Annotated in this window: 13 protein-coding genes; 12 read left to right on the top strand and 1 reads right to left on the bottom strand. The window is 46.9% G+C overall.

Going from position 1 to position 13,764, the window contains the following annotated elements; genetic code table 11:
- The first annotated feature begins 2 nt into the window (after positions 1–2).
- The 11 genes from THEBA_RS13080 (at position 3) to THEBA_RS13130 (ending at position 11,962) form a co-directional block, all read left to right on the top strand.
- Positions 3–1,448, top strand: a complete 1,446-nt coding sequence (locus THEBA_RS13080) for a cellulase family glycosylhydrolase (RefSeq protein WP_014731928.1) — start codon at positions 3–5, stop codon at positions 1,446–1,448.
- Between the two features lie 126 nt (positions 1,449–1,574).
- On the top strand, positions 1,575–2,792 hold the full coding sequence (locus tag THEBA_RS13085) for a family 1 glycosylhydrolase (protein WP_041928335.1): 1,218 nt from the start codon (positions 1,575–1,577) through the stop codon (positions 2,790–2,792).
- Between the two features lie 49 nt (positions 2,793–2,841).
- On the top strand, positions 2,842–5,295 hold the full coding sequence (locus tag THEBA_RS13090) for a glycoside hydrolase family 2 protein (RefSeq protein ID WP_014731930.1): 2,454 nt from the start codon (positions 2,842–2,844) through the stop codon (positions 5,293–5,295).
- A 200-nt stretch (positions 5,296–5,495) separates the two neighbouring features.
- On the top strand, positions 5,496–5,870 hold the full coding sequence (locus THEBA_RS13095) for a DUF2089 domain-containing protein (RefSeq protein WP_006489399.1): 375 nt from the start codon (positions 5,496–5,498) through the stop codon (positions 5,868–5,870).
- 9 nt (positions 5,871–5,879) lie between these two features.
- Positions 5,880–6,242 carry an SHOCT-like domain-containing protein gene (locus THEBA_RS13100; RefSeq protein WP_014731931.1) on the top strand — a complete coding sequence of 121 codons (363 nt, stop codon included), beginning with the start codon at positions 5,880–5,882 and terminating at the stop codon, positions 6,240–6,242.
- 6 nt (positions 6,243–6,248) lie between these two features.
- Positions 6,249–7,349 (top strand): DUF4097 family beta strand repeat-containing protein, encoded by a 1,101-nt coding sequence (locus tag THEBA_RS13105; protein ID WP_041928337.1) that lies wholly within the window; start codon positions 6,249–6,251, stop codon positions 7,347–7,349.
- A 24-nt stretch (positions 7,350–7,373) separates the two neighbouring features.
- Positions 7,374–8,339, top strand: coding sequence for a hypothetical protein (locus THEBA_RS13110; protein WP_014731933.1), 966 nt, complete (start codon positions 7,374–7,376; stop codon positions 8,337–8,339).
- Between the two features lie 226 nt (positions 8,340–8,565).
- Positions 8,566–9,831, top strand: coding sequence for a nicotinate phosphoribosyltransferase (locus THEBA_RS13115; RefSeq protein WP_049794086.1), 1,266 nt, complete (start codon positions 8,566–8,568; stop codon positions 9,829–9,831).
- A gap of 2 nt (positions 9,832–9,833) precedes the next feature.
- On the top strand, positions 9,834–10,712 hold the full coding sequence (gene pdxS / locus THEBA_RS13120; RefSeq protein WP_014731935.1) for a pyridoxal 5'-phosphate synthase lyase subunit PdxS: 879 nt from the start codon (positions 9,834–9,836) through the stop codon (positions 10,710–10,712).
- A gap of 3 nt (positions 10,713–10,715) precedes the next feature.
- A complete protein-coding gene (pdxT, locus tag THEBA_RS13125; protein WP_014731936.1) occupies positions 10,716–11,318 on the top strand; it encodes a pyridoxal 5'-phosphate synthase glutaminase subunit PdxT in 603 nt (200 codons plus the stop codon).
- Complete coding sequence (locus tag THEBA_RS13130; protein WP_041928340.1) at positions 11,306–11,962, top strand: class II glutamine amidotransferase; 657 nt, start codon at positions 11,306–11,308, stop codon at positions 11,960–11,962. Before pdxT ends, THEBA_RS13130 begins: the two co-directional genes overlap by 13 nt.
- A gap of 76 nt (positions 11,963–12,038) precedes the next feature.
- Here THEBA_RS13130 and THEBA_RS13135 read toward each other — a convergent pair whose 3' ends face one another.
- Complete coding sequence (locus tag THEBA_RS13135; protein WP_014731938.1) at positions 12,039–12,860, bottom strand: hypothetical protein; 822 nt, start codon at positions 12,858–12,860, stop codon at positions 12,039–12,041.
- Between the two features lie 118 nt (positions 12,861–12,978).
- Here THEBA_RS13135 and THEBA_RS13140 point away from each other — a divergent pair, with 118 nt between their 5' ends.
- Positions 12,979–13,746, top strand: coding sequence for a nucleoside phosphorylase (locus tag THEBA_RS13140; RefSeq protein ID WP_014731939.1), 768 nt, complete (start codon positions 12,979–12,981; stop codon positions 13,744–13,746).
- The last annotated feature ends 18 nt before the right edge of the window (positions 13,747–13,764 follow it).

Raw genomic sequence — 13,764 nt, forward strand, 5'->3', positions numbered from 1 at the left:
TCATGAAGAGACTATTCGTGATTATTCTATTCTTGGCGGTGGCTTTCAGCGGAATAGCTTCGTTTGTCAAGATATCACCCGCCGGGAAGTATTTCGAACACAACGGAAGAGCGATTGTTCCTGTAGGATTCAATGACGCAATAACCTGGCCTTCATTGATTTCTCTGAGCTATGGCAACAAGGAGGCCGCCGAGGAGTACTTCGAGAAGCTCTCCCACTATGGAGTGAATACACTGAGGATCATGTTTGAATATGCACAGGACAGGTCTGGTCTATCACTTTTCGAGTCACCGCTCGGAACATACAACGACACCGTAATAGGTATATGGGACAACATAATCTCTCTTGCCGAGAAGTACAATATCTACCTCATAATAACGCCCTGGGACCCTTTCTGGATGTATGAAAACTGGGATGTAAATCCTTACAACGCCGACAACGGCGGCCCGATATCTACAATGGCCGAGTTTCTTACAGATGAAGAAGCGCTGGAATGGCAGAAGGCCAGATTTAAGTTCATGATCGAAAGATATGGAGCAAGCGAGCAGATTCTTGCATGGGAGCTAAACAACGAAATCGAGTTGTGGTACGGTCACATCTTCTATAAGGCAGATTACTCAGTTGGCAATGAAGCGAGAAAATGGATCGAAGAGATCTCGACTTTCATAAGGGCGTTGGAGAGAGATCTCTACGGAGAAACTCACCTCCTGACAGTCTCGACTGCGAAGCCTGCCCTTACGGGTATTCTGTCCGGAAAGCTCTACAGATTCGATCACATTGATTTCTTCACTACACATTTCTATTTTGACACGATAAAGGATCCGAAGGATCCCATAAAGATCGCCGAAGACGTCGTAATGAACATAAATTACCACAATTATCTCTTCAACGATTCTATTCCATTCATGGACAGCGAGAGCGGACCCATAGATCGATGGCCTCAACCCTCAAGATTCGATACGGCCTGTTATAAGGCATTTTCCTGGGCCCACCTTGCTTCGGGAGGTACTGGAATCGGAATGCGGTGGCCATATACTTCTCCACACCTCATGCCTGATTATCTGCTGCAAGTTCTGAAACCGATCTCACAGTTCATAGAATCCGAAGGAATCGACTGGCTCGATTTCTCGGGAATCAATCTTGATAACGAAATCATCATTAGTTCAGATAAAGATATATTTCATACATGTAGCGGGAATAGTTTCGAAAATCTCACCTCGGTGATCGGATGGGTCGCTTCCAAAGAGACAATTGGAAATGTAGTTATTAAATCTTCTGCTCTTGATGAGGGCACTTACTTACTTGAGATTTGGAGCGACAGTTACGAAAGGGATGTCGATTCTTATATTTTAGGCTCTTTTAAGTTTGATTCGAAAGACGACTTCTCTCTGCAGCTATCTATAGATCAATCCAGTTTTGCATACAAGATTTACAGGATAGAATCATGAATTGGGGCAAAGATCATATTTTCTTAGTTTAAGAAGGAAGGAAACGGAACCCTCTCACATTAGAGCGCCTCAAACATTTCAATGAATACTGCTAAAGACAGATTATCATTAGAGGATCGGGTGAGTATGATGAAAAAAGAGTTCATGTGGATAGCGGGAATTGAAGACACATTTGTGACAAAGACGGACAGGACTTCGGCAAGATCTCTCGATGAGTACGAGCTCACACAACATTACTCGAACTGGGAAGGAGATCTTGAGATTATCGCAGATACGGGGTTCAAGTATGTTAGGTATGGAATTCCCTGGTATACGGTGAACCCGGAAAAAGGAAGATTTGATTTCTCATGGACCGACAGAGTATTTGATTTCATGGGTGAGAGGGGCCTTATCCCAATAGTTGACTTCATTCACTACGGTACACCTCACTGGATGGACAATGGTTTTCTCAACAGCTGTTTTCCGGATTACATGGCTGACTATGAGTTGGAGGTTCTTGAAAGGTATAAAAAGTCAATTGATCTCTTCACTCCCATGAATGAACCGTTCATTACCCAGGAATTCTGCGGCCGCCAGTCAATCTGGCCCCCTTATTTAAGTGGGGACGACGGTTTTGTCAAACTCCTCATCGCGACGGCAAAAGGGATAATGAAATCAGTTTCGTCCATAAAGAGAGAACTACCTAACAAATACGCCCTTCACGTCGAAGCGTCGGGCATCTTCTTTTCGGCCGAACGAGAACTTCAAGAGGAAGTGAAGAAGATGAATGAAATGAGATATTTGACCTATGATCTTATACAGGGGAAGGTAGACACCAAACACTGTCTTTTCGATTACCTGTACAAAAACGGGGTTGGTAGTGAAGATCTCGACTGGTTCACAGAAAACAGAATAACGGTCGACGGATTCGGGGTTAATTACTATCCACAACTTAGTGTCTTCGAAGTCTCGAAAGAAAAGGGAAAAATACGCACCACACCGTTCTATGGAGGGACAGAATATCTCGAGAAACTGATTGTGAGTTATCACGAGAGATACGGTGGCCCGATATTCCTTACGGAAACAAGCATAAACGGAGAGCCAGATCATCAGATTCTCTGGTGGAGAGAGTCGCTCAAACTCGTAGAAGATCTGATAGATAGAGGGATAGACCTGAAAGGATACACGTGGTTTCCCGCAATAGATCTGATAAACTGGGATTATCGTTATGGATCCGAGCCAGTGGAGAAGTATTTAGAACCCATGGGTTTCGTCAGTCTCAAGATGGACCCCTTCAGGCAGTTCAGGAGATCTACGGGAGAACTAGCAACTGTCATGAGGAACGACTTGCGAGGCGAAGAGTAGTATTCTCGAAGATTATTTTTGGCAGACATCAGAAAGCAGGTAAAGAACTATGAGAAGAAGAATAGATCTTGGCGGGGATTGGCTGTTCGAAATCCTTGAGAATGAACCAGATGACGTTGGTAAAATTGAGCCGACAAAAACCATTGAGATCCCCGGGTGTGTTGAGAGAACGTATCCCGAAGTTACATCCTCTCAGAGGTATCTGTATTTCGAAAGGGAATTTGAGTACGAAAGGAATTCGGATTGCAGTACAATTCTAGCGTTCGGAGCGGTGGACTATCTTTGCAAAGTCTTTCTGAACGGCTCCCGGTTGGGCAGCCATCGGGGCGGGTACCTGCCTTTTGAATTCGACATATCCGGAGTACTGTCATCACGCAACAGACTCCAAGTTCTTGTCTTCGATCCCATAGACGACAGGAAGATTAACTTCAGGCTTATTCCTCACGGAAAACAGAATGGAGATCCAAACTGGTACACGAATATCTCAGGCATCTGGCAAGGAGTGTGGATAGAAGAAAGACCCCCGGTCCACATATGTCGGCTGAGAGTTGACACCTCGTATTTAAAGAGGAGCCTGGAGGTCGCGTTCACCACAAATGAAGAATTCGACCGAGCATGCATAGGAGTATTCGACAAATCAGACCGGCTTTTAGCGTCTAAGAGAAGCGTGGACAAGAGTATTTCGCTTAGCCTTCCCAGCTGCCTTCCGTGGTCTCCCGAAACTCCCAGTCTTTACAGACTTGTAGTCACTCTTGAATCAGGGAAGAGCAGAGATGTCATCGAGAGGAGGGTTGGGTTCAGAGACTTCGTAGCCGAAAACGGGAAGCTCTTCCTGAATGGACGCGACTTCTATATGAAAGCGGTTCTCGATCAGGATTTCTATCCCCAAACCCTTTACACGATTCCTTCAGAGGAGTTTTTGAGGGAGAGTTTTGCAAAGCTGAAGAAAATCGGTATCAACACGATCAGGCATCATGTGAAGGTTCCCGATCCTAAATATATGGATATTGCAGATGAGGTTGGTTTGATCGTTTGGCAGGATGCGCCGCACTTTGATCTCTTTTCTGATGAGGGAAGCGAAGAACTTCTGGAATTAATCGACGGTGCCGTGAGAAGAGACTCTCACCACCCATCGCTTTGTCTGTATTCGATTATCAACGAATCTTGGGGAATAAATCAAACAGATCCACGGCAGGTGAAATGGCTGATCGAAGCGTATGAGAGATTCAAGGAGAGATTCCCAGGTATCGTCTGGATCGACAACTCTGCCTGTGTGGGGAATTACCATTTGAAGAGTGATCTGAACGACTACCACTTTTACGTAAGCTCCATCGACAGACAGGATAAGTGGAACTCGCTGATTGAACTCTACTCTGAAAGCCCCAAAAGCTTCTACAAAGGGGAACACAAAAATAATGCAGAAGGAAGGCCCCTTGTCGTTTCTGAATTTGGGAACTGGTCGCTGCCCCCTGAAATCTGGCTACGAAAGAAAGAAAAACCGTACTGGTTCAATCATATGTTTAACGATGTCCCCATGACGAAACCGGAAGGGGCTTTAGAGAGATTCGACAATAGCGAAATATCGAAGGAATATAGTTATCGAGAGCTTTTCGAGCTTTCCGTTGAAAACCAGGAAGAAAACCTGAATATTGAAATCGACAAAATGAGACTTCACGAGAACATAAGGGGATTCGTAATAACTGAACTAAGTGATGTCTTCTGGGAGTGCAACGGTCTTCTTGACTTCGATAGAAACTTCAAGATCGATCCCGAAAGAATGCGAGCAATTCTAGACAACGACCTTTTCGTCTCTCTTCTAGATAAAGAGGAATTATGGATCGGAGAAGAGGTAAACCTCAGAATCTTTCTCCTGAAGGATATTAAGAGAGAAACGCTCAGGATAAAGATTGGAGAAGAGATCCGAGAGATGCCGTTATCTGGGGAGAAGGGTGACACGGTCAGAGTATCCCTGGAGACGGACAAATTCAGCGAGGGGCTGCTCAAGATTGAAATTCTGCTCGATAAGTGTGTTGCAACGCTCCACGCTGTTCTTTCCCGCAAAGATATTGCCGAGATCACGATCATCAATAATCCTCATTTCGGACTGCAGAAACCGCTTGACAGAAAATCGGTTGTTATGCTCGATAGACCGGGCGCTTCCTTTGAATACAATGGATACAAAGCGTCAACTGTTGCGAAGGATGATTTGCTCTCGGGCGACTGGATAACGGGAATCTTCTGGAACTCGAAACTGCTCTCCGACGTATTTCCCGGTGGATTGTTCAGGAGATGTCATCGCAGTCTAATAGAAGATAGGCCAATGATAAGCAGCTCGGGCTACAGCAGAAGGCTTTCCGGTGTTGTCTATGGATGGCTCACCGATTTCTACGGTTATATCGATATGGTAGATGATTCCATCTACCTATCCACTCTCCATCTCGACCCCAAAAGACCGCTGGCAAATCTGTTGCTTAGACGCCTTTCAGATCTTCATTCCATCTAAAGCCTCTCCATATGAGAAAAAACAAGAACGCAGTCTCCATCTATCGGAAAATTACAACTAAAATAATTGGTTCCTAGTACAAGAAATTGAAGTCAATCTAAATATATTTAAGGTAATGTTTGACTTTTCAAGTTAGAAGTTGTATAATGAATGTGGTTGAAAGTATCTTTAGGTTCAACTTAAGTTGTGGAGGTGGACCGATGAAATACTCTATAAGCAACTGTCCCGTCTGCGGGGGGAAAATGACGATCACTGAGTACAAATGTGATAGTTGCGGTACCACGATAAGGGGAAGATTCGAGCTTGACGATATTATGAAACTCTCCGCCGAACAGCTTGATTATCTGAAGACCTTTATCAAGAATCGAGGCAATCTCTCCGAGGTTCAGAAGGAGTTGGACATCTCCTATCCGACGGCGAGAAACAGACTCGAAGATATAGTGAGGGCAATGGGCTATCAAGTTGTCGACAAGGACAGGGAAGAGGCGTCGAGAATCCTAGAGAGGCTTGAATCCGGAGAACTGCAGCCAGATGAAGCTCTCGAGATGCTCAGGAAAGTCAGAAAAAAGAAGTAGGTGATCTAATTGGATAGGGAAGAGGTTCTAAAAATCCTGAAGCTCGTTGCAGATGGTAAGGTTTCTCCCGAGCAAGGAAGGGACTTGCTTGAAGAGTTCTTTGAATCATATGAAGAAGAAAAGTCGGGAAGGAAATTCTCTATAGAGGTTGTGGATAACCATTCGGGGAAGGTCGAGGCCCATATAAGACTTCCCGTGAGGCTAGCAAAATTCGTCGGAAACTTTGTAAAGGAAAAGGACGCGAACTTCAAGATAGGAGACAGGGTTGTCGACTACAATCTGAAGGAAGTCCTCGAAGAGGTAATCAAGAGCGGCGAATCCGTTGAAATAGAAACCGGGGACAAGAGAGTAACGATAAAGATAGAGGATTGAGGGGGTATGGTCGTGGAGAAAAAGTTTGAATTTGACAGCGCCGGAATCGAGATTCTTAAGATCTCTTCAGCTAGCGCGGATCTTCAGATCGACCTTGTGGAAGATGGAAATGTGATTGCATACGTCGAAGTAGATTCTAATGATTATGTGCCCGAAGCTGAGAGTTCAGGGAAGAGGCTGAGTATAAAGTTCCAGAAGGGAACGAATATAAACATTCCCTTCATAAAGAATCTCTTTGACGGCGGAGCAGAGGTCAAGAGCGTAAGACTTCTCGTGCCTAAGTCTGTAAGGGAGTTAGACGCCAACAGTGCTTCCGGTGATATCGTCATAACCGACTTCGATCTTAGAAGCCTTAAGATAAGCAACGTCAGCGGTGACGTGAAGATCGAGAACTGCTCTGTAGAAAACCTGAACTTCAGTACGGTAAGCGGAGACTTGAACTTCATAGCCTCGAATTATAGAAGAGGTAAATTCGGCTCGGTATCGGGTGATCTCAGCATTAAGGGGCTTCCTCCTATGGAAAGGGAAACAATAGTTTCTTCAGTCAGTGGAGACGCCATTGTCTCCTATTCGGGAGAGCCTAAGTTCGATGCCACAATCTCCTCCGTGAGCGGTGACATCTCATCTGACGTCGGGCTTGTGAAGATAGATAAGAAACACTATAGATCGGGAAACGGAGAATCGCAGGAGTATCTGAAAATGAACAGTGTTTCGGGAGATCTCATCATTAGTACGAAGTACACGGGGACTCCAGCGAAGGAAGTAAAGGTTGAATCCAGAACCGTTTCTTCGGAAGAAAAGAGGGGCCACAGATCGGCCGTTGTCGAGGAGAACCTTCAGGATCAGGAGACGAGAAAGATTCTTCTTCTCTTCAAGGAAGGCAAACTTACAAAGGAGTACACCTTTGAGATGCTCGGTATCCTCGGATACTCTGAGCAGGAGATTGAAGAGATGCTTGAAGTGGACGAGGAGCTTCAGAAGTTTAAGGACTCGGTAGATGTAGTAATCAAAAACGAAGATGTTGAAAGTGAAAAGTCTTTTGAAGCTATAGAAAAGCCAGAAACACCCGAAAAACCGGATACTCCCGAAGAACCGAAATCGATCTGATAAGGAAAAGAAGGTGATAATAAAATGAAATTCGGAGCACTATTTGCGATTTTTCTTGGAATGCTGATTATCCTTTCCGTCACGCATGTGATCCCCAGCTTTTCCTTTGCAATTGAGATATTCCTTGCGATTATCTTCCTGTATCAGGGATTAAAGGTCTTCAAAAGGTTCAAGCCAGAGCACATGGGAAGTCTGATCTTTGGAGGAATCCTCTTCGCAGATCTACTAATAGGCTGGAATGTTATAAAGGGCTTCAGGGGTTGGGGCTTTTGGGAGCTCGTAGTGGCCATGATTGGATCGTATATCGTTGGCTGGGGTATTGTTACTCTTTTCAAAAGAAGCTTCAAACTTGGAGAAACACCGAACTCTACGAGACAGGTTCTCAACGTTTCAAGGCCCAAAGAGTTCGAAGAACTGGAAATCGACATCGATGCCAACCTCACAAAGGTATTGCTTATGGATAACACCTCAAACGGCTTCGATGCAAATGTGAGTTACGATAAGCAGAGTTTCAGTGGCGATCTAAAGTACGATATGGACAAGGGAAAGGGTTCTCTAAGGGCCAGGTGCAAGGCCAGGTCAGGAGTATCCAGTGTCCTGTCAAAATCAAGAATGAATTTCGAACTCAACTCGGAACCGATTCTCAGGCTGGATGCTACACTTGATGGCGCCGATAGTGTCTTCGACTTCTCCAAACTAAATCTTGACAGCGCGAGAATCAAGACATCGCTCTCCAGGCTTTCTATAATACCTTCCCAGCTGAGAGACTCTATAGTAGACATAGATTGTGAGGTAACCTCCTTGAACATTAGGACACCCAAAGACGTTGGTCTTAGCATTATCCATGAAGGCGAGCTCAACTGGAGCAACTTCAACAACCTTATGGAGAGGGAAAAAGGGTATGTCTCGACCAATATCGACAGGGCCGTTACGACCTGCCAGATCAACGTGAAGTCAGATATGTCGAAGATCTCTATCGACTGGATATAGAAGCGTCATCTTCTCTGCCGGCCTTATGGCCGGTTTATTTTTTTGGACTGGTCCAATTGGCAAAGATCTGCCCCGTTTGAGAGTCGAAAGTCGTTTATTATTATATAATCAGGGTACCGGATACATTTTTCCGGAATTTTTGCTCGCGAATGAGGGCAGAGACAGGGGGCGTTCGGTGGATAAGTGCAGAATCGACCCGAGAGTCTTCAAAGTACCGATTGACAAGATGAGAGCCGGCTACTATTCTGACAAATACTTCACGAGACTTGTCGAAGTTCTCAAGAAGGCAGACAAGAAGTCAAGGGTGCTATATCAGCTCTTCCCGAGGAGAGACGCGACAATAGTGGGAATTGACGAAGCGCTCGCCATTCTTCGCTTTGGGACCGGTTATTACTCTAATGAAGGAGAGGCTAAGAGGCTCTTCGAAGAGGTGCTCGAGATTGAGAAGGCAGTGAACCACGCAGCATGGGAGATGGATCGACACGCCCTGGTGGAATTGACCGCTCAAAAATGGGACCTGAAGATGATGCTGAATGATCTCTGGGTTGACAAATGGCCCGAACTAGAAGTTCGCGCGCTGTATGACGGCGATGAAGCAAAGGATATGGAACCGGTTATGACGATAGAAGGCGACCCCAGATATTTCTCGTATCTCGAGACCATATTGCTGGGTGTTATAGCGAGAGCATCCTCAACTGCGACTGCCGTCAAGTCCGTCGTGAAGGCCGCCAGAGGCAAGGAGATACTCTTCTTCAGCGCGAGATTCGACCACTTCTGGACTCAGGCAACGGATGGATACGCGGCGCTCAAGGCCGGGGCTTTTGGAGTCTCTACCGACGCGAATGCCGACTACTGGGGCGTTGAGAGCATGGGGACGATTCCTCACGCGCTTATCGCAGTATATAACGGAGATACGGCCGAGGCCGCATTGGCTTTCGATCGTTATATAGAGGGCGGAGTCAACCGGATAATTTTGGTCGATTGGGACAACGATGTGATCGGAACGACGGTCGATTGCGTTGCACGCACGTATAAAGCCGAGACCGGAGAGGACTTCACACCTGGCAGGACCGATCCTTCGGTTGTCATAGGCCCGGGAAAGGGAAAGATATGGGGCGTGAGATTCGATACTTCTGGCAGTTTGAGAGACGTTTCGGTCGTCCCGAAAGACGCTTCTTCGCTGGGAGTCTGTCCCGAACTGGTCTGGAGGGCTAGAAGGGAATTCGACAGGTACGGAATGAAGGATTTGAAGATAGTCGTCTCGGGTGGTTTCACGGCGGATAAGATTGATCTCTTCGAGAAGCTGAATGTGCCCGTGGATGTTTACGGAGTCGGTTCGTCCCTGCTGAAAAACAAGCTGGACTTCACGGCAGATATCGTGGAGGTCGAAGGAAGACCCTGCGCAAAAGTGGGAAGAGGGAAGATAGAGACTCCAAGATTGGAAAAGGTAGCGAGTGACTATTGGAACAACGATAAAGAGGAGAGGTGTTGAAAATGGAAGCAAGGGGAACCTGGACAGTAAAAAAAGGGTTCGCTGAAATGTTCAAGAACGGCGTAATCATGGATGTCACGAATCCCGAGCAGGCAAAGATAGCTCAGGATGCCGGAGCCACGGCAGTAATGGCTCTTGAAAGAGTACCGGCGGATATCCGAAAAGAGGGCGGAGTAGCCCGAATGGCAAAGATTGGTCTCATCAAAGAGATCATGGAAACTGTAACGATCCCTGTAATGGCCAAAGCGAGAATCGGCCACATCGCCGAAGCGAAGATCCTCGAGGCTATTGGCGTTGACTTCATCGACGAATCGGAGGTTCTTACACCTGCAGATGACAAGTATCACATAGACAAGAGAATATTCACCGTCCCCTTCGTTTGTGGAGCGAGAAATCTCGGAGAAGCAGTCAGGAGAATCGCCGAGGGCGCCGCTATGATCAGAACAAAGGGAGAGGCTGGCACCGGAAATATCATCGAGGCAGTCAAGCATATGAGAACCGTTAACGAAGAAGTGAGAAAGGTCCAGATGATGAACGACGCCGAACTCGTCCACTACGGAAAGGAAATCGGTGCGCCTGTCGAGATTCTCAGCCAGGTAAGAGAGCTCGGAAGACTTCCCGTCGTCAATTTCGCCGCCGGCGGAGTGGCTACACCGGCCGACGCAGCTCTCATGATGATGCTCGGCTGTGACGGAGTCTTCGTCGGTTCTGGAATCTTCAAGTCGAAGGATCCCGCAAGAATGGCCAAAGCGATCGTCGAAGCAGTTTTGCATTATGACAATCCTAAAGCGCTGGCAGAGATCTCGGAGAACGTCGGAGATGCAATGGACGGACTCGAGATCGAGACTCTTGAAGTTCGAATGGAAGAAAGAGGCTGGTAAGGGTTGAAGATCGGGGTTCTCGGAATTCAAGGTGCTATACAGGAACATCTATCGATTCTCAGAAATGCAGGAGTGGAACCATCCTGGGTGAAGGATCGTAAAGAGCTTAACTCCGTCGAGGCGCTGGTAATGCCAGGTGGAGAGTCAACCACCATGATCAAACTCTTGAAGAGATTCGAAATGTGGGAAGCCCTCAGGAATAGGATAGAAGATGGAATGCCGGTCTTGGCGACCTGCGCGGGCATGATCCTCCTGTCCAAGAAGATTGAGAACGTCGTCAATCAGGACTCTCTGGGCGTTTTAGACATTAGCGTCAAGAGAAACGGTTACGGCAGGCAGATCAACAGCTTCGAGGTAGATCTACAGATCGACGAGATCGGTCCCGAACCATTCAGGGCAGTATTCATACGGGCTCCAAAGATCGAATCGATCGGTGGCGAAGTGAGAGTCCTTACAAGCTACGACGGATCACCGGTTCTCGTTCGCCAGAATAACATGCTTGCAGCCTCCTTTCATCCCGAACTCACTGGAGATCTGAGAATTCACCGGTACTTTCTAAAGATGGTCGAAGCGGCCGGACAGAGTATTGAAAAATGTGCAGAATGATCGCCTTCAAGGCAGATAAGAACATAGATACGAACTGGATTTTAGACATTCTAAAGGGCATCTCCGCGAGAGGCATTTCCAGTCCTCACAGTGACGGCTGGGGCTATGCCGTTCGTGGCGAAGGGAGAGAGACCTACAACAGTTCCGGCGCGATCTTTGATAGCGATAAGAAGCTCCCTCAGAGCAGGGTAGGCATTATTCATTCTCGAAAGGCATCGAAGGGATACACCGTCAATCTCGAGCACGTTCATCCCTTCTACACCACGGTCAGGGGAAGGAACTATGCCTTCTGCCACAACGGAACGATATACGACTTCGCTAGCGATGAAGGAACGACGGATACACAGAGATATCTCGAGCTTCTGGTCAGCAACCTCGAGATATATGAAACGAAGAGAGCTCTAGAAATAACTTCGGTTTTTGTGGCGGAGAACTACCGCTACACGTCGATAAACGCGCTTCTCACGGATTATGAAAACGTCTGGGCGATAAGGCAGAACGCAGAGACGAACGACACGGAACACGCCCTGTTTCTTTACGAGAGAGACGGGGTAAGAATAGTCTCCAGCGAACCTGTCGAGAAATTCGGCGATCTTCTCGGCAACTCTATCGAAATAAAAAACGGCGAATCGATAGTCCTTTAGTAAAAGACCTAATAAAATTGTGGATTAAAGAAAAGAACCGGCCATTATGGCCGGTTCTTATATACTTGTAGCTATTCTACTTCAACTGGAAGCCTATGCTGAAGTTAATGGTCGCAAGTTTGTTGTCGGTGAAGCCGTCGGGGCTGTCGGAGTTTTCAGAAGTGCCCTTAGCGGTTCCACCTATGAAACGTACATTGAAATAGGTTTCGAGATAATCCGTTAGAAGCAGGCCGGCTCTTAGAGAGGCGTCCAGCACCGATCCCTCAAAGTCGAAGTCGGCTCCGTTAATGAAACTGCTGGAGGCGTAGAAGCCGTCGATGTCTGTTGCTAGGTAAACCTTTTCATTCAGCCAGTACGCGCCCTTCACTTTGATAATCGGAACGGGACCGACATTTTTATTGTCGACGAACTTCGTTCCATCGAGAGAATCGAAATAGATATCTGCATTTCTCAGCTGAAGTGAGAGACCGAGGGCAAGATAGCTGTTGCCCTTTCTCAAGACGTCGTAAGTGTAACTGATCCTGTAGAAGGGGAAGCCGTAGTTCAAGAGGATTCCGCTTCCGGCGGGGAAGGTGACTCCATCGACTATCAGGTCGTTTTTAAGCTGAACCTTTGACTGAACGGTGAGTGGCTGATACAGAAAGTAGACCGTATGTTTGCCAATGCTCAGCCCGGCGGTGTACCTTTGATATGGAAAGAGAACGTCCTGACCGCCATCTTTCACGTAGTTAAGAACGGTTCCCGTCTGACCGAACTGAATGGTGTGGAAGATCACTCCTGTAAATCCGATCTCATAATCAAGCTCGAGTTTGAACCTGTTTTCGGGGTTGTTCAACAGCCCGGCCGATGAAACAACTGCGATAAGAAGAACCACTATCAGAACCAACCTTATCTTCACGATTTCACCTCAGTTTATACTGATTACAATAACAGAACTTCCGGTTACAAAAGTGTCAGGTCATTCGGCGCCTGTCGATCTCTTCTTCACTGCTAGAATAGTCGCATAGGGGGCAAATATGGAGAAGCGTTTACCTATTCTGGAACATAATAATGAAAGACCGGCCGTAATAGAACCGGCGAAGGTCATCTCTTCGATCCCCGAGATGCCGGAAAGAGCGGTAATTCTCTTCTATCAGGACGTTATCGAGACTCTCCTGAACAAGGGTCTTCTGAAGAAGATCGTTGACAGGAGAAGCGAGGTCGGACTGTATCCCGTTTATGAGATCGAGTACAGAGGGGTCAAAGTCGCGATCTTGAATCCCGGACTTGGAGCGCCGTCCGCAGCAGGCTTCTATGAGGAGCTCATCGCCCTTGGAGTTAGAAAGACAATAGCCGGCGGCTCATGCGGAGTATTGAAGAGAGAGATCCCTAGGGGAAAAATCATAGTCGTTGAATCTGCCATCAGAGACGAGGGAACATCGTACCATTACCTTGAGCCTTCCCGCGAAATCGCTGTAGATACAGAGGTGTTGGAAAAGGTAGAGGTCTCACTGGAAGCTTTATCGATTCCACATATCAAGGGAAAGACCTGGACAACAGACGCTTTCTACAGGGAGACGAAGAAGATAGTCAAGGAAAGAATCGACGAGGGCTGTATTGCCGTCGAAATGGAGGCTTCGGCCCTTATGGCCGTCTCGAAGTTCAGAAATGTCCTCTTTGGACAGTTACTTTCCTCGGGAGACGACGTTAGCGGCGAAGAGTGGGATAGGAGATTCCATCCCGAGGCCGACAGTCATAAGGAGCGTGTCTTCTGGGCGGCTATCGAATGCTGCCTCAACCTATAGACCATTCTATTATCTTTG

Source organism: Mesotoga prima MesG1.Ag.4.2, from assembly GCF_000147715.2.
In the GTDB taxonomy this organism is placed as follows: domain Bacteria; phylum Thermotogota; class Thermotogae; order Petrotogales; family Kosmotogaceae; genus Mesotoga; species Mesotoga prima.